Below are 18,172 nucleotides of genomic sequence, written 5' to 3'. Positions count from 1 at the left end.
AAGGCGATTATCTGTGATTTTCGGAGGTTTAACAGGAGAAAATTGATAAAAACACAGATAAGAAATGCGAAAACGAAGCGATTATCTGTGATTTAGAGGGATAAATTGATGAAAAACACAGATAAGAAGAGAGAAAATAAGATGAGTTATCTGTATTTAGGGATGCATCGTGGGAAAAATAGGTGAGAAAACACAGATAAGAAAATAGAAAACAAGATGAGTTATCTGTAATCTAGCTGTTCGGACTACAAATTATGTAGCAGTGTCGTTAAAGTGTATCGGGGGTAAAAAATATGAAAAGGAAAGTGAGAGTATCAATAAGTTTTTTGGCGGTAGCAGTCATGCTGATTTTGCAGGGCATGGCAATAAAGGCAGCAGAACCCAATAATGAGAAAGCTCTTTTAAACCCGTATGAATTAGTACAGACGGAGATAATGGAAAACGGCGGCGGTTTCTATGAGGACGGTATTCAATATTCGCCGATCTCCGGATCAAAGATACTTAAAGCGGAGAATGTGGATTTTTCAAAGGGGCTTGTCGGCATAGAAGTGACGGCAAGGACAAGATGGGGCGGTTCAGAAATTTATGTATATATAGATGATCCGAAGAGCGAGCCTATCGCAAGGATACTTATCAGAGCTTATTCGTTTAATCAAAGTACCGGGATTCCGAAAGTGAACGTTTCGGGAGTACACGATATATATTTTGAGGCGAACAATCCGATAGATATTGCGACATGGAAGGCACTTCCGGGCAAGATCTACGAAGGCGGCGATGTTCCGCAGATCGATCCGTATAAGGATAATGAGGCGGAAGTTAACTTCGGCACATCGGGAGTAGGGGTAGTTAAGGATAAAAGACGTATTGTTTTAGCCGATTTTTCTGAAAATGATTTTTTCCTTATGAAGGATGTCAACTTCGAAAAGGGACTAAAGAGCATTACGATTGAGGCAAGAGCTGAAGATGACGGAATAATCGAGGTTAGAAAAGATTCTCCTGCGGGTGAACTTATCGGCACGATAGAATTTCGCGACACGGATGATTCCTACAAGCCATTTGAGGGAGAAATGGCGAACCTTGAAGGAATGCAGAAGATTTATTTTGTTGGGAAAAAAGGAAAATGCAACATTGATACCTGGAGCGCGGCACCCAGAAACACCGACAGGCCGCTTCCGACACCCGGTGAAAAGATTAGTCCGTACGGCTATGTCGAAGCAGAGATTGATTTCCCGAGAGAAAATGCCGAGATAGTTGAAGATAGCTGGAACAAGGTTGTATCGATTAAGGAAAACGGATATATCTCAGCCCAAAAAGTAAACTTTAGATATGGCCTTACATCGGTTGTTATTGTTGCAAAGAGTGAAAAGCCGGCAGCTGTTGAGGTAAGAGAAGGAAGCGTTGACGGAGAACTTCTCGGCGTTATAAAGGTTGAGAATACAGACGGTGAATATCTGCATTATAGAACCAAAGCTCCTAATATAGAGGGAATACATGACCTTTATTTTGTTTGCAAAGTCGGAAGTTGTATGATCGATAAATGGACAGTCATGAGTAAGATGATGCCGGTTCCGGGCAATGAGCCTATATCGGGCGGAGAAGAAAATGACGATCCGGAAAAAGAGCAGCCTGAGTTGCCGGAGATCCCGGACAAACCTGAATTACCTGAGGAACCGGATAAGCCTGAAATACCTGAGGATCCGGAGAAAACTGAAAATCCGGAAGAACCGGAACAACCTGAGATTCCCGAAGAGCCCGAACAGCCGGATATTCAGGGCGACTGCAAGCTTGAACTTAAATATTCAAGAGATATCTGGGACGGCGGTTATCAGATAAATTTCAAGATTACCAATATATCTGAAGAGCAGTCTTCGGGATGGACATTAAAGATCAAAAAGAAATACATTAACGTTGCTCAGAGCTGGTGCACAAATGTGGATGAAGATGGCGAATACTACATATTTACGCCTCTCTCCTGGAATGCTGTTCTAAACCCCGGACAGAGCACCGAGTTCGGAATAATCGGAAACGGCGATGCGAGCGGAGGACTGGACTACTTTTTTAGTGATAAGAATAACTGATTGCAAACTATAACATTCATGAATTATGCAGCTTGTGCTTTGTATGATAAGATTTGAACATCATAAAGCACTGAGCTGACCGGAAAGCCGGAGGTTTCAATAAAATGAAGCCTCCGGCTTTCGTTGTCTATAACGGGAGCACAACAATTAATAGTTGAGGAGGAAAAAGTAATTGGTTACAAAACAACTAAAGAAGATCGGCCCCATCATATCGGTGATATTTACGTTGCTGATCCAGGAGGCGGTGCCGAACTCGGCAAAACAGCCTGATGCAAAAGGGCCGTTCTTTACATACTTTCTTTATATAGTAGGAGCATTATTCATAGGTTTATATGTAGCTTCCTTCTTTAATAAAAAGACAGACGAATATCTTTTAAAAAGCGGGCCGCTACTCGCAGGAGGAGCACAGCTGCTAAACTTCATAAATCTTATATGCAGTAAATTTGCGCTTCTTCCGGTTCTCTTTTTCCCGTCTCTGGACAGGGTGTTTGCGGTATTCGTAAATGACAGGGTACTCATGCTTGAATGCATAGTATCATCCGGAAAGCTGTTGATAATAGGATTTGCGGTCGGAGCGGCGCTTGGATTTACAACGGGAATACTTATAGGATTCAACAAGAATGTTGCTTATTGGATCAATCCTTTGACCAAGATAATCGGACCTATTCCTGCAACATCATGGTCACCGCTCGTGCTTTCACTTTTTAGCACATCTTATCAGGCGGCGGTATTCATGATAGCACTGTCGGTGTGGTTTCCGATAACTGTCATGACAAGTAACGGAATACAGAATGTTCAGCAGACTTATTTTGAGGTTGCGGATACTTTGGGAGCAAATAAGTTATATAAAATCTTCAAAGTCGGAATTCCTGCGGCGCTTCCCAACGTGTTCCTCGGCTTTTTTTATGCGACGACAGGCTCGTTTGTAACACTTGTGACAGCCGAGATGTTCGGTTGTAAATCGGGAATCGGCTGGTATCTTAACTGGCAAAAGAGCATGATGCTGTATGCCAACGTTTACGCGGGACTGATACTTCTTGCGGTATTGTGTAACCTGATAATCACTCTTTTATTCAGGATCAAGGACAGACTGCTTGGATGGCAGAAGGGAGTAATTAAATGGTAGGAGAGATAAAAATTGAAAACGTATCCAAGAGTTTTACAAATCCTGACGGAAGTGTTGTAAATGCTCTGAACGGAGTAAACCTTGATATTGAACCCGGATCTTTTATATCGCTTATAGGCCCGTCGGGATGCGGAAAGACAACACTCCTGCGAGCTATTGCGGGACTTGGACTTGCAGATGAAGGAACGGTATTTCTTGACGGAGAGCCTGTTACGGCACCGGGGCATGAGAGAGGATTTGCTTTTCAGCAGGCAAATCTTTATCCGTGGCTTTCTATTGAAAACAATATCGCTTTTGGCCTGAGGGCGAGAGGAATATATAAAGAGAAAAAAGAAGATGTAAAAGAATATATAGAAATGGTCGGGCTTACGGGCTTTGAAAATTCCTATCCGCACCAGCTGTCGGGTGGAATGAACCAGAGAGCGTCGCTTGCAAGAGCGCTTGTGGGACATCCGAAAGTTCTTTTGCTTGATGAGCCGCTCGGTGCGCTGGATGCATTCACAAGAATGAATATGCAGGATGAGATCTTAAAGATATGGAAGGATCAGAAGATGACGATGATCATGGTGACACACGATGTTGACGAGGCTGTTTATCTGTCTGACAAAGTTGTCATAATGACGCCAAGACCTGCGAAGATCGAGCAGGTGCTTGATATAGAACTTGGAAGACCAAGAGCGAGAGGAGGAACGGACTTTATCAAATACAGAACGAAGATTCTGGAAATTCTGAACTATGCCGGAGAGAACAAAGAGCCGGAGTATTATTTGTAATTTTTTAAGGAGAAAAGAAATGAAAAAGGTAATTGCAAGTGTTTTGGCTTTGACCATGACAGCGGCACTGCTTGTAGGCTGCGGTGCTAAATCAGAAAAGAGCGAAGGAGGAGAAGAACTTACCGTAAAGATTCTTAATAACAAAGAAAGCTTGTGTCTTGCACCGGTTCATATAGCTATCATAAACGGCTATTTTGACGAGGAATTCGAAGCAATCGGGCAGAAGTATGAAGTTGTAACTTCCAATATAGATACGATCACGGAGCAGATAACAAGTGGTGAGATCAATGCAGGCTACGGACTTACCGGTACGCTCATGCAGCCTATATCAAACGGACTTTCAATCTCTTTTGTGACAGGACTTCACAGAGGATGTACAAAGTTCTATTCAAAGAACGGCTCCGGAGTAAATTCCCTTGAAGATCTTAAGGGCAAGACAATAGGCGTTGCGTCATTGTCGGATTCTGCGCCGATTCAGCTTAAGAGAAAGCTGTTCAGTCTTGGATTTAAGGTAAACGGAAGCGATGCTGATATCCAGTTTGTGACATATGCGATGACAGACCTTCCGACAGCGCTTGATAACGGTGCCGTAGATGCGATCGGAATTCACGATCCCGTGGCATACAACGCAGAGAAGAACTATGACTTTATCAAGATACTTGATATCGGTGAGGACGAGGTCTTTTCAAAGGAATATTGCTGCCAGGCTTATGTATCACAGGAGCTTATAGCAAAGAATCCAAAGGGTGCGACTGCGTATGCAAGAGCAATCCAGAAGGCAGCAGCTTTCGTTCAGGCACTTCCTGAGGAAGCGGCAAGACTTCAGGTTGAGAACGGATATATGCCTTCAGAGAGCGAAGAGGACATCGCAAGATACGGCGAGATCCTTGCAAGCCTTAACTATGAGCCTTCTGTAAAGCTTGGAAGAGAGACATTTAAGGCATCATTCGACGATCTTCAGAAGACGGGCGATCTTGACGCTTCGCTCAATGCGGATGAATTTACAAAGACTGTTTTCCCAGATCTTGAGGGAGTTCCTGAGTCATTTACTTATGACCCTTCAAGCAAGAAATTTACTGAAAACAGCTAAGTGTTTTACTCAAAAAAATTGACTGGGAGATGATTACTATGAAATCAAAAGTGATTGTAAATATTTTAAGAGTGCTTATTCTTGCATTTGTGATAGTTGGTTTATTTACGTTTGCACATGTTTGCGGTGATATGGGAGATATGGAAGCAAAGTGTCATAAGACTAGAACTCTCGCCATTGCGGCGAGTATAGTTCTTGCGATTCTGGCGGCGGTACAGATTTTTGCCAAGAAACTGCTTGTGGAAAAAGTTATATCAGTAATCCAGATTGTGGGCGGAATCTTTATTGCACTCCTTCCCGGAGTTATAGCACCTGTGTGCGATATGAAGAGCATGCACTGCTACGTTTACACAAGACCTTTTCTTGTGATTGTCGGCATTGTACTTGCCGGAGTAGCGGTTGTTGATTTTATTATAAGGGGAAAAAAGAATGGGAACCCTTCAAAGATTTGATAAATTAGATAAGTTGGTTTTCAAGAGCATATCCTCAAAACTATATCGCAGCATCGGCCTGATTCTTATCGGGCTGGTGCTGTCCTTTGCAATGGTGATTATTTCTCTTACCGCGTTCGGTATGGCTCACGGAAGTCAGAATGCCGCACAGCGCATGGGAGCGGATATAATCGTGACACCCAAAGGACACGGCGATGATATGGAGGGGATTCTTTTGACCACGAAAAAGAGTTTTTTCTATATGGACAGTTCTGTCATTGACGGCATCAGAGAGGTTGAAGGCGTAGAAACGGCGTCGCCGCAGACATTTCTTATGACACTTGAGTCATCTTGCTGCGATCAGCCTGTTCAGATAATCGGAATCGATATGGATTCGGATTTTGTCGTGACACCGTGGATCGACAGGAAGTATATAAGGTCGCTTGAAGAAGGTGCGCTTATTGCCGGAAGCAAGGTGAATGTGACAAGCGGGACATTTAAGATGTTTGGAAAAGAGTACCCTGTTGCGGCAACGCTTGATGAGAGCGGATCTTCCATGGATGCGACTGTTTTTGTAAGCAGAAATCTTATCGGCGAGATTATGGAAAATGCGCAAAATGCGGGGCAGGGCGTTATCGCTGAAGTCAATTCCAAAGACGTATCTGCGGTCTGTGTGAAAGTTGCGGACAAAGATAAGGTTTCAAGGGTTGTTGCGGGACTTTCAAGGATAGATGATGTGGATATTGTCACTGCGGAGAGCGTGTCTTCAAAGCTTTTTTCGGGCCTTAAGGACACATACATCGTCTACGCGGTTGTGATCGTGCTCATGGTAATTATCAGTATTTTTTTACTGTTCATAATCCATTACATCACATTAAATGACAGGAAAAAAGAAGTTGAGATACTTAGAACGATCGGAATCAGCAGGAAGAAGATAGCTGAGTTCCTTATGCGCGAAGTATGGTGGACGGCATTTCCCGGCGCGCTTATAGGTACAGCGTTTGGATTCCTATCATTTGTTGTGATGCTGCAGCTTATTGAGGCGGCTACGAAGATTCCTTTTACCGCGCCGTATATCGGTGAAGAAGTTGCGGTTGTGGCTGTGACATTTTTGCTTACCACGGTGCTTGGGCCGCTGTGCGCGTTGTTTAGCATAAAGAAGCTGTGCCCTGAGAATGTCTATTTGTGAGGTGCACTGATAATAATATTGTTTCGGAGAAATAAGTATGGATATCAGATTGGATGCGATAATTAAAAAGTATAAGAGAGATAAGCGTGAATTTACGGTTCTCGATGATATCAACGTAACATTGCCGCAGGGTAAATTCACGGTTATAAGCGGAGACAGCGGCGTTGGGAAGAGCACGCTCCTTAATATAGTTGCAGGTCTCAGTAAACCTACGGAGGGCAAGGTGTATTACGGGGAAAAGGAGATTACGGCGCTCGGAGATGAAGAATTGGCGAAGCTCAGAATGGGATTTATGGGTGTTATGACTCAGAACTGCGAGCTTATTCCGTATCTGACGCTTGGTGAGAACCTCGAACTTGCATATGATATAAGTGCCAAAGGTGGAAAGAATAAAAATCTTATTGGTGATGGCAATGGAGATAGCGATGACACTAGCGATAATATCGGTAATGGAGAAAACATTAGCAATGGTAATAACACTGGCAAAGGCAATAAAACTGGCAAGGAGTCGCCTGAGGGAGAGGAACCTACAAGCTTTTCGGCGGAGCTTCTTGACGCCCTTGGGTTAAGTCAGCTCCGAAACGAGTATCCGTCGAGTCTTTCGAGCGGCGAGATAAAACGCGCCGCAATTGCAAGAACGCTTATTACAAAGCCTGAGCTAATAATTATGGATGAACCAACCGCAAATCTTGACCGCAAAAACGTCAGGGCGGTTCTTCAACTCCTAAAGCGTTTCAGCACGCAGGGAAGTACCGTTATCATAAGCTCCCACGAGCAGGAAGCTATTGCGGAAGCTGACTTCAAATATGAACTTGAACATACTACTTGATTTATAAAAAATAAGGGTAATACCATTAAATACGGATAATACAAAACGGCTTTCGGGCCGTTTTTTGCATGTTTTCTATAGTTCAGCATCTTTTTTCTTTCTACGCTTTTTACAGAGCAGCGATTTCATCATGATGTATGCCTTACATTAAGGATTTGATCTTCCTGAGGCATATTTTGGTTAGTGCAGAGCAGTGGTTTCTTCACAATGTATGCCTTACATTAAGGATTTGCTCTTCCTGAGGCATATTTTGGTTAGTGCAGAGCAGTGGTTTCTTCGCAATGTATGCCTTACATTAAGGATTTGCTTTTCCTGAGGCATATTTTGGTTAGTGTAGAGCCGTGATTTCTTCGCAATGTATGCCTCACATTAAGGATTTGCTTTCCCTGAGGCATATTTTTCTTTTTGCAGAGCAGTGATTTCATTATGATGTATGCCTCGCAACAAGGATTTTCTTTTCTTAAGGCATATTTTTCACATTTTAGCGAATTGTCTTCTACATGATGCCTTGCATCAAGCTTTTTTTTTTAGAATTTGAGTGCATAACAGAGAGTACACATGACCCTTCTGGGCAAAAAGTGGGGAAAAGAGTAGAACAGGTCATATGTCCCGTGGAAAATTAAATGCAGAACCAAGAGTATGTATGACCCATTTGAGCAAAAAGCAGCTAACAGGTCATAGGTGCTTTGGAAAGTGGAGTGCACGGATAGTAACATTGCTTCGGAGAAAATGGTGTAAATATCGGATTAAAAGCGATAAATGAAAAGTATAAGAGAGAAGCGTGAATTTACAGTTCTCGATGATACTTGAGTAGCATTGCCGTAGGGGGATTCACGGTCATAGGTGAATCCGGAAGCATTGAAAGAAGCAAATAAGCGTAGTCATAGGCATTAGAAGTAGCATACAAGCAAATCCATCGTCGCTGGAAAAGAACACTCCACAATATTCAGGTTGTTGACAGAAATAAGAAGAGGGTGTACAAGTGTATTAGAATGATTAGTACAGTTCAAAAAACGCCTATGGCGAAATATATTTTTAAGTGAGGAAAGAGAAATGAGACAGAAAAGAATTACAACAATTATTATGGCTTCGGCAATGGTGCTTGCACTTATGGGATGCGGAAACGGCTCAGCAGGAGCAATATCGACAGAAATAACGCAGGCAGATCCGTCTTTTGAATATAACGGAAAGACCGTTTCATTTACGGATGATCCGCAGACTGTTGTGGAGGCTATAAAGTCTGTTGCGGAATTGGCTGATGAAGTAGATGGCACAGAGTCAAGCGGAAAAACTTATGATTTCGATAAAAACGGAGAAAACTATAACTTGTCTATATCGACATCTGCCGATGAAGGAAATGAAATTATTGGTTCAATGCTTGTTAACGGCGGCGAATTTAAGACTTCAAAAGGAATCGGTATAGGAAGCAAGGCAGAAGAGGTAGAGGCAGCTTATGGCAATCCTAATGAGAGGACTAAGCTTAAAAAAGAAGAAATATATGCATACAAATGCGACGGTTATAGCTTTAGCTTCACAATAAAAGGCGGTCAGGTAAAAAGCATTTTGTACAGTAACTCAAATTTCCACGGATAAGTGATAATTAGTTGATATGCAGCTACAGAACTCCTGTAGCTGCTTTTTATATGTAGAAAGTTGAATAGTTTATGCAAATCTGTTACAATGTACAACGGACTTTTGCTAAATAAAAGGGGTCAGTATACCCTTTTTTTAGGGAGAAATAAAGAGATGAGTATTATTAACAAAATAATAGGAACACATAGTGAGAGGGAGCTTAAGAGAATCCGTAGCACGGTTGACTCTATAGAGGCTATGAGGCCTATAATGCAGTCTTTGTCAGACGAGGAACTTAGAGGAAAGACTGAAGAATTCAAAAAGAGACTTGCCGATGGCGCAACACTTGATGATATCATGCCTGAGGCATATGCGGTAGTTCGTGAAGCCGGTAAGCGAGTGCTTGGAATGGAGCACTTCAGAGTACAGCTCATTGGTGGTGTTATCTTGCATCAGGGTCGTATTGCAGAGATGAGAACAGGTGAAGGTAAGACACTTGTTGCCACACTTCCTTCTTATCTGGATGCACTTGAAGGAAAGGGTGTAAACGTTGTTACAGTAAATGATTACCTTGCAAAGCGTGATGCTGAATGGATGGGTAAGATACATGAATTCCTCGGACTTACGGTAGGTGTTGTACTTAACAGCATGAATTCTGAGGAGAGAAGAGCTGCTTATGCTTGTGATATCACATATGTTACAAACAATGAGCTCGGTTTTGATTATCTTCGTGACAACATGGCTATTTATAAAGAGCAGTGCGTTCTTCGCGGACTTAATTACGCGATTATCGATGAGATCGACTCAATTCTTATCGACGAAGCAAGAACCCCTCTTATTATTTCAGGTCAGTCTGATAAGTCTACAAAGCTTTACGAGGCATGCGATATCCTTGCAAAGCAGATGACAAGAGGTGAAGACATGGAAGAACTCTCCAAGATGGATGCCATCATGGGCATTGAGAGAGAAGAAACCGGTGACTTCATCGTAAATGAGAAGGATAAGATCGTTAATCTTACCGAGCAGGGTGTTGCCAAAGTTGAGAAATTCTTCCACATCGAAAACCTTGCAGATCCCGAGAATCTTGAGATCCAGCACAACATTATCCTTGCTCTCAGAGCAAATAACTTAATGCAGAGAGATCACGACTATATCGTTCAGAATGACGAAGTTCTTATCGTTGATGAATTCACAGGTCGTGTTATGCCGGGACGTCGTTATTCAGACGGACTTCACCAGGCAATAGAGGCAAAAGAGCACGTTAAAGTTAAGAGAGAGTCCAAGACTCTTGCAACAATCACATTCCAGAACTTCTTTAATAAGTTTGAAAAGAAATGTGGTATGACAGGTACTGCTCTCACAGAAGAAAGAGAATTCCGTGATATTTACGGAATGGACGTTATAGAGATCCCTACAAATGAGCCTGTTATCCGTAAGGACCTTCAGGATGCAATGTACAAGACCAAGAAAGAAAAGCTTAAGGCTATCTGTGATGCTGTAGAAGAGGCTCACAAGAAAGGACAGCCTGTTCTTGTAGGTACGATCACGATCGAGGCATCTGAGGAACTCAGCAAGCTCCTTAAAAAGAGAGGAATCCAGCATCAGGTACTTAATGCGAAGTTCCATGAGATGGAAGCTGAGATTGTCGCTGAGGCAGGTAAGCACGGCGCTGTAACAATCGCAACAAACATGGCCGGCCGTGGTACCGATATTAAGCTTGATGAAGAAGCAAAGGCAGCAGGCGGACTTAAGATAATCGGAACAGAGAGACATGAGAGCAGACGTATCGATAATCAGCTCCGCGGACGTTCAGGACGTCAGGGAGATCCCGGTGAGTCTAAGTTCTATCTTTCACTTGAAGATAACCTCATGAGACTCTTTGGTTCAGAGAGACTTATTGCTATGTTTAATGCGCTCAAAATTCCCGATGGTCAGGAAATCGAGCATTCATCACTTTCTAAAGCCATTGAGACCGCACAGAAGAAGATTGAGTCCAACAACTACGGAATCCGAAAGAATCTTCTTGAGTACGATCAGGTAAACAATGAGCAGAGAGAGATTATTTATGCTGAGCGTAAGAAAGTTCTTAACGGAGAATCAATGAGAGATGCCATCTACAAGATGATCACAGATATTGTTGAATCGTCTGTTGAGACTGTTGTAGGTGAAGAGACTGATTCGGATAACTGGGATTTCAACGAGCTCAATGAGATCCTGCTTCCTACAATTCCTCTTAAGAAGATCAACAGAGGACGTATTGATAATCTTACAAAGTCAGGTCTTATCCAGCAGCTCAAGGAAGAGGCCGTTAAACTCTATGAGGCTAAGGAAGCAGAATTCCCTGAGCCCGAGACAATAAGAGAGATTGAGCGAGTAATTCTTTTGAAAGTAATCGACAGAAAGTGGATGGATCACATTGACGATATGGATCAGCTTCGTCAGGGAATCGGTCTTCAGGCATACGGACAGAGAGATCCTAAGCTTGAGTATAAGCTTGCCGGTTATGAGATGTTCGATGATATGACAAAGGGAATTAAGGAAGATGCAGTGAGACTTCTTTTCCATGTTCATATCGAAGAGAAGGTAGAGCGTGAGCAGGTTGCCAAAGTTACAGGCACAAATAAGGATGATACAGCTCAGAAAGCTCCCGTTAAGAGAGTTGAAGCCAAAGTTTATCCAAATGATCCCTGCCCTTGCGGAAGCGGCAAGAAATACAAGAATTGTTGCGGCAGGGTATAAGTGATACGTTTTGGCAAAAGAAATACCGAATAATCTAACGTATCGCGAATAGGACATAGGAGAACATAATGGTAATACTTGATCAGATGAAAGTTGAAATTCAGAATCTCAGAGGCACACTTGAAGAAGTGACGGCTTCTCTTGATCTGGATAATAAGAAAAAGATAATAGAAGAGCTCAGCCGTGAAATGGAGGAGCCCGGATTTTGGGATAATGCAGAGAAGGCAAACAAGAAGACCAAAGATCTTAAGAACATGCAGGATCTTGTTGCGGGAATTGATAAGCTCAACAAGCAGTACGGCGATATAATCGACCTTATCGATATGCAGAACGCAGAGGGCGTCGATGATGATGATATGGCTGCCGAGATAAGAGCAGAGCTTGATGAGTTTGAGAATACTCTTGAGAATATCAGAATCAGCAATCTTCTTAACCAGCCTTATGACAAATATGATGTAATTCTCAGACTTAACGCCGGTGCAGGCGGAACAGAGGCTTGCGACTGGGCAAGCATGCTCTATCGTATGTATACAAGATGGGCAGAAAGAAAAGGCTTCACAACCGAAGTTCTCGATCTTCTTGACGGAGACGAAGCAGGTATCAAATCTGTTACATTCCAGATTTCGGGAACAAATGCGTACGGACTTCTTAAGTCTGAGCACGGTGTTCACAGACTTGTTCGTATCAGTCCTTTCAATGCGCAGGCTAAGAGACAGACTTCTTTTGTATCATGTGACGTAATGCCTGATATCGAAGAAGACGTTGATATCGAGATTAACCCTGATGACCTCAGGATTGACACATATCGTTCAAGTGGTGCCGGCGGACAGCACATCAACAAGACTTCATCCGCTGTTCGTATCACACATATTCCTACAGGTGTTGTAGTTGCCTGCCAGAATGAGCGTTCACAGTTCCAGAACAAGGACAAGGCTATGCAGATGCTTAAAGCAAAGCTCTTTATCATGAAGCAGGAGGAGAATCAGGCTAAGCTTGACGGAATCCGTGGAGAGGTAAAAGACAATGCTTGGGGAAGCCAGATCCGTTCTTACGTGCTTCAGCCTTATACAATGGTAAATGACACACGTACAGGCTTTAAGGCATCAAACGCAGACGGCGTACTTGACGGAGAACTCGATCCTTTCATCAATGCATACCTCAAGTGGCTCGCAACAGGTGGAAAGCCGGTTGGAGACACATCTGAGGAGTAAGAATTTACACATCTATAGAATACAAAATCATAGTATATAAGAGTTTCAGGGACGCTTTCGCTCCCCTCGCTTCGTAGCGGTACTAATGCCACAAAAGACGTGGCATAAGTACCGACGAGCTCAGAGGCCCGTTCAACTCTTATATACTATGATTTTTTATGTTGTAGAAAGGCGAATGGCTTACAGCATTCGCGTTCCCTCCGCCCGGATGTTTCTATTGATACTGCATAAGTGATGCAAGAATGTACCTTAATTCGAGCTGAGGAATGTATGCTTGGCTGGGTACGTGACGATGTATGTAGCTTGTTGTATTGTGGGTATGCGTAGTCAGTAATCGAAAGTGCAGATGTATATAATCTTTTGCGAATTTGTGCTACGGAAATGAGACCAAGTAATCGTGAGTGCCATTGCACGAATCGATTACTGTTTTGGGCTCATTGGAGTGTTTAGCACAACCTGAGCAAAAGATTATATACATCTGCCTGTTTGGTTACGTCACATCTTCACTACACCACCACCACACTGTTGCGGCCTGAATCTTTGGCTTTGGTAAGTGCGTGATTTACGTTCTGGATTGTTTTGGAGAAGTCGCCGGTGTATTTGGAGACGCCGACTGATATTGTAAACGGAACGGGTGAATCTTCCGCTTTTTCTACGTCTTGTCTGAACTGCTCCATGCGGGCGCAAGCATTGTTTATATCACACTTTTTAAAAATCACGATGAACTCTTCGCCGCCGAAGCGTATAACGTAGTCGTCCGAATGAGTTTCTTTTGAAAGTTTCTGTCCTATGTAAAGGAGAGTCAGATCGCCTGTGTAGTGACCGTGTTCGTCGTTTATCTTTTTAAAATTGTCTATGTCGAGCATTGCGATCGCAATGGGTTCTTCCATGTTCATAAGAGCATTTTTGGTAACTATTTTTTCCAAAAGATGTCTGTTGTAAACCTGAGTCAGAGGGTCTGTGATCATTGCAAGTTCAAGTTTTTGGCTTAGCCTGTAATGGTCAAGATATAAGAATGTCAGGATAACGTGAGAGAAGATGACTGCAAGACCACATGGGATTATAAGTATCATAATGATTGGAAAATTCTCATAGCGGATGATGAAATGCGATATTAGGATCTCGAGGAAGAAAATGATATATGAAACGGTTATTTCCCTAATCCTTGCAACAAAGCCGGCAATAAGAAAGATGAGATTCATTATCAGGAAAAATTCACTTGCAAGAGTCTTATGCCCCAGAAAGTGTGCTGCGCATATTGTGGTGACAATTATGGAATGAACAAGGAAATAGTCCGCTGTTACTATGGCAGCCCTGCTGCGTGAGAAATGAAGGACTATAAGAAACAACAAAAGAATACCCAATACCGTGAGTCTTGGTATGAGCGTGGGGATAATACTGCCGTTAAGCATATAATCCGGAACTATGTAAAAGACTGAAAGAATAGTTCCGACTACCAGGCATACCCATACATATTCCTGGTAGTAGTCGCACTTTGACTGATAGAAGTCCGCTAAATCGTCTTTGGTCATAGTGCGATAGTCTTTGTATCGATTGATTGACGTTTTGACGTTTGCGAATATTCTCATTTTCATATCTCCTAATTCAATTTTACTAGGAAATTGTTCAGAGATAAAGAAAAAAATTAAATTTTTATAAAAATTGATGACATTTTAAATGAACATTAGAAAATCGGTTGTACATCTGCGATTTCGTTGTCTTCAACTTTGAAAGACCAGACAGAATGGTCTTTAAGGCGGTGTTCTGTAAGAAAATATGTATCACCTACTGAAGAAATATAGTATGGAGTGCCTCCTCCGATAAAATATTTTGAGTAGATATCTTCATATTCACCTGCGGCAAGATCGTTAAGAGACTTGGTGCGCACGATAGTCGCAACATCCTGATTGCCGGTCTTATCTGTTGAAACAGAGATGTAGTAGAAGTCCTGTATTTTGGTTATCTGAACCATTCCTGCAAGCTCGTCGGGAACGGCGTAAATCTGCTTAACCTCAAATGTTGCAAGATCGCATTGAAGAATGGTTGCCTCGGCTCCTTCTTCTGAGACGCCCGATACAAGGTAGATATCGCCGTCTATTACAGAAAATGAGCGGATGTAGATACCGTCAAGGGAATCAATCTTTCTTTTATCCGTCAGATAAACTCTGCCTGTGGATGAGTCGGTCCTAAAGCAAAAGAGCTCACCCGTCATTGAACTCCACACATAAAATGTATCCGTATCTTCGTCGTAAACTGTGTAGTGCGGGCGTATTCCTATGTCGTAGAAGCTCTGGGTGTGAATGAATTTACCGTCTACTTTTTCAAAGATAAGAATTCTGTTATTGTCAGTATCGTCGATCATGTAGACTTTTCCGTCACTTGCGATCGTATGAGGCCTTGTGGCATCGGATGTCATTATATTCCACTCGTTGAGAGGTGTTTCGAGCGAATCCGAATAGATCACCCTGTTGTGGTAACAATCAACAATAAACCATGTGTCATCGATGTTCGTTACGTATGTCGGAACGCTTAGTTTTGAATCGTAATTTTTTCCGGGAGTATATTCGGATGCAGCGGCGATGGGATCTTCGCCGTCACTTGTAAGAGAGGATTCTTCGATGAAACTTTCGCTGTTATAGGGAGTAGGCGCGGGCACAGGATTTTCCAATGCTTTTTGCGCGCTTACCTCTGCGGATTCTGTTGGTTTTGAACAGCCAAAAGACGCCGGCATAACTGCAAATACCAGAATAAATATATAGATTATTTTTTTGCAAAAACTTTTTTGTATCATCGATCCTTCCACCAAATCCGCTGTGCCGGAACGGTGACGGTCGGATAAATTATCTGCGAAATAATTGATCTAAAGTCAACATACCTGCATGCAGCCATTAACTTAAATTGTACATTAATACACTTTTGCGGGCAATAAAATATAGAAAGACATATGTTTTTAAGGTAAAATTATTAAGTGGAGCAAGAGGTATCTTTTTAAAAGGGGATAAAAAGCGGAGGAGAATATGATAACAGTCAGTCTTTGCATGATAGTTAAGAATGAAGAAGAGAATCTTGGGAAATGCCTTAAGAGCCTTCAGGGAATTGTTGACGAGATGATTGTTGTGGATACAGGCTCCGAGGATAGGACCGTTGATATTGCCAAAGAGTTCGGCGCAAAGGTTTATGATTTTAAGTGGACGGGAGATTTCAGCGAGGCCAGAAATTATTCTTTTTCACTTGCAACTTGCGATTACATTTATTCTGCGGATGCAGATGAGGAGCTCGATGAGGACAACAGGCAGAGGTTCATCAGGCTAAAGAAAGATATTGAAGAACTTGATATAGATATTGTTCAGATGTATTATTGCAATCAGTTGTCATTTCGGACGGTCTACAATTATGACAGGGAACTTCGCCCGAAGCTCTTTAAGAGAGTGCGGAATTTCAGGTGGGAGGATCCAATCCACGAGCAGGTGGTCATCGATCCCGTTATCTGTAACAGCGAGGTTGAGATAATACATCGGCCAAAAGAAAACCATGCGGAGCGCGATCTTTCTTCGTTCAGGAAGGCTGTTGCCGGCGGAAGACGCATCTCCAAAAGACTTCACGGAATGTACGCCAGAGAGCTTTTTATGGCGGGAAAAGATGAAGATTTTATTTTGGCAAAAGATTTTTTTGCGGAAGCTGTAAAAGACAGTACGAGAAGCGTTGATGAAATAAAGGAGGCGAGCTGCGTACTTGCGCATGTGGCCGTTCTTCAAAAAGACGCCGAAGCGCTTCTTAAGTATTCGCTTAAGGATGCCGCAACCGAGATGTGCAGTGAAATGTGCTGCGAACTCGGAGAATATTATTACGGAAAAGAGGACTATGACGAAGCTATAGTCTGGTTCTACAACGCGGCGTATGAGTGCGCGAGCATAATTGATATCAAGACCGGCAAGGAAATTCCGAGACTTGCGCTTGCAAAGTGCTACAAGGCGCTTGGCAACGAAGAACAGGCGGCTGACTATGAGAAGGAAGCTGCCGAGATAGAGAAAGGTGAATGATGTTAGATTTTTACAAAGGGAAAAGAGTGCTCATAACGGGCCACACGGGATTTAAGGGAAGCTGGCTTTCCAAGATCATGATAATGGCCGGGGCCGATGTATACGGATATTCTCTTGCACCTTCTGAGGGAAAAGAGAATCTGTATGAGATTTCCGGTATTGCGAATGAGATGGACTCGCATATCGGCGATATTAGGAATTTTGATGAATTAAAAGAGTATTTTGATAAAGCAAAGCCTGAGATTGTTTTTCATCTTGCGGCTCAGCCGATTGTAAGGGATTCCTACAAGGATCCGCGATATACATATGAAACAAACGTGATGGGCACCGTAAACGTGTGTGAATGCGTAAGGAACTGCCCGAGCGTTAAGTCTTTTTTGAATGTTACCACGGATAAGGTTTACGAGAACAATGAGTGGGTATGGGGGTACAGAGAGGATGAGAAACTCGACGGATTCGACCCGTATTCGAACAGTAAGTCGTGTTCTGAGCTGGTAACACATTCTTATATAAATTCATTTTTTAACGAGCTTGGAATAGCGGTATCTACCGCAAGAGCCGGAAATGTCATAGGCGGAGGTGATTTTGCCAACGACAGACTTATTCCGGATTGTGTGAGAGCAGCGGAGAAGGGTGATGACATAGTGCTCAGAAATCCCGACTCCACAAGACCTTTCCAGCATGTGCTCGAGGCGCTTTCGGCGTATATCCTTCTTGCACAGAAGCAGTATGAAGATAAGTCCTATGCGGGCTACTACAATGTCGGACCAAACGATGACGATGCGGTGACTGCGGGCAGACTTGCGGGAGCTTTTGTGGATTCCTGGAACAAACTTGTTTCTGAAAATGCGGGTAATAAGGCGTTTAAGGGACATGGCATAAAGATTGTGATAAGGCCTGACGGCGGTCCTCACGAAGCAAGTTTCTTAAAACTTGACTGTTCCAAGATAAAGAGTAGACTTAAGTGGTCGCCAAAATGGAATATTGACGACGCAGTGGCAAAGACAGCAGAGTGGACATGCGCTTATTTTAAGGGCGAAGCCGTAGAGTGCATGACAGACCAGATAAAAGAGTATTATAAACAGGTATAGGAG

The 18,172-nt window shown here is 42.8% G+C and carries 14 protein-coding genes; 12 read left to right on the top strand and 2 right to left on the bottom strand.

The window, feature by feature from the left end; genetic code table 11:
* Positions 1-293: 293 nt before the first annotated feature.
* From CD00_RS0109125 to prfB, 10 genes are all read left to right on the top strand, one after another.
* Entirely contained in the window at positions 294-2,078 is a 1,785-nt protein-coding gene (locus CD00_RS0109125) for a carbohydrate-binding protein (protein WP_026655690.1), read from the top strand.
* A 172-nt stretch (positions 2,079-2,250) separates the two neighbouring features.
* Positions 2,251-3,204 (top strand): ABC transporter permease, encoded by a 954-nt coding sequence (locus CD00_RS0109120; RefSeq protein ID WP_026655689.1) that lies wholly within the window; start codon positions 2,251-2,253, stop codon positions 3,202-3,204.
* Entirely contained in the window at positions 3,198-3,977 is a 780-nt protein-coding gene (locus CD00_RS0109115; protein ID WP_026655688.1) for an ABC transporter ATP-binding protein, read from the top strand. Before CD00_RS0109120 ends, CD00_RS0109115 begins: the two co-directional genes overlap by 7 nt.
* Before the next feature lie 19 nt (positions 3,978-3,996).
* On the top strand, positions 3,997-5,067 hold the full coding sequence (locus CD00_RS0109110; protein WP_026655687.1) for an ABC transporter substrate-binding protein: 1,071 nt from the start codon (positions 3,997-3,999) through the stop codon (positions 5,065-5,067).
* A 38-nt stretch (positions 5,068-5,105) separates the two neighbouring features.
* On the top strand, positions 5,106-5,519 hold the full coding sequence (locus tag CD00_RS0109105; protein ID WP_026655686.1) for a DUF4418 family protein: 414 nt from the start codon (positions 5,106-5,108) through the stop codon (positions 5,517-5,519).
* Complete coding sequence (locus CD00_RS0109100) at positions 5,497-6,687, top strand: ABC transporter permease (RefSeq protein WP_026655685.1); 1,191 nt, start codon at positions 5,497-5,499, stop codon at positions 6,685-6,687. The genes CD00_RS0109105 and CD00_RS0109100 overlap by 23 nt, the downstream gene beginning before the upstream one ends.
* Positions 6,688-6,724: 37 nt before the next feature.
* On the top strand, positions 6,725-7,516 hold the full coding sequence (locus CD00_RS0109095; protein WP_026655684.1) for an ABC transporter ATP-binding protein: 792 nt from the start codon (positions 6,725-6,727) through the stop codon (positions 7,514-7,516).
* 1,053 nt (positions 7,517-8,569) lie between these two features.
* Positions 8,570-9,109: a hypothetical protein gene (locus CD00_RS0109090; RefSeq protein WP_026655682.1), complete on the top strand. Its 540-nt coding sequence runs from the start codon at positions 8,570-8,572 to the stop codon at positions 9,107-9,109.
* A gap of 153 nt (positions 9,110-9,262) precedes the next feature.
* Complete coding sequence (secA, locus tag CD00_RS0109085) at positions 9,263-11,827, top strand: preprotein translocase subunit SecA (RefSeq protein WP_026655681.1); 2,565 nt, start codon at positions 9,263-9,265, stop codon at positions 11,825-11,827.
* A 68-nt stretch (positions 11,828-11,895) separates the two neighbouring features.
* Complete coding sequence (gene prfB, locus CD00_RS0109080; protein ID WP_026655680.1) at positions 11,896-13,038, top strand: peptide chain release factor 2; 1,143 nt, start codon at positions 11,896-11,898, stop codon at positions 13,036-13,038.
* 506 nt (positions 13,039-13,544) lie between these two features.
* On the opposite strand, the gene CD00_RS0109075 is transcribed toward prfB, so the two are convergent.
* On the bottom strand, positions 13,545-14,627 hold the full coding sequence (locus tag CD00_RS0109075) for a GGDEF domain-containing protein (protein ID WP_026655679.1): 1,083 nt from the start codon (positions 14,625-14,627) through the stop codon (positions 13,545-13,547).
* A gap of 95 nt (positions 14,628-14,722) precedes the next feature.
* Positions 14,723-15,829: a hypothetical protein gene (locus CD00_RS17840; RefSeq protein WP_051594138.1), complete on the bottom strand. Its 1,107-nt coding sequence runs from the start codon at positions 15,827-15,829 to the stop codon at positions 14,723-14,725.
* A 226-nt stretch (positions 15,830-16,055) separates the two neighbouring features.
* On the opposite strand from CD00_RS17840, the gene CD00_RS17835 reads away from it, so the two are divergent.
* Both CD00_RS17835 and rfbG read left to right on the top strand, forming a co-directional pair.
* On the top strand, positions 16,056-17,078 hold the full coding sequence (locus tag CD00_RS17835) for a tetratricopeptide repeat-containing glycosyltransferase family 2 protein (RefSeq protein WP_034462050.1): 1,023 nt from the start codon (positions 16,056-16,058) through the stop codon (positions 17,076-17,078).
* A complete protein-coding gene (gene rfbG, locus CD00_RS0109060; RefSeq protein WP_026655678.1) occupies positions 17,078-18,169 on the top strand; it encodes a CDP-glucose 4,6-dehydratase in 1,092 nt (363 codons plus the stop codon). Before CD00_RS17835 ends, rfbG begins: the two co-directional genes overlap by 1 nt.
* The last annotated feature ends 3 nt before the right edge of the window (positions 18,170-18,172 follow it).

Origin of the sequence: Butyrivibrio sp. AE3003 (genome assembly GCF_000686065.1) — a bacterium.
GTDB classification, from domain to species: domain Bacteria; phylum Bacillota; class Clostridia; order Lachnospirales; family Lachnospiraceae; genus Butyrivibrio; species Butyrivibrio hungatei_A.
This window is presented reverse-complemented; position numbering and strand designations above follow the sequence as displayed.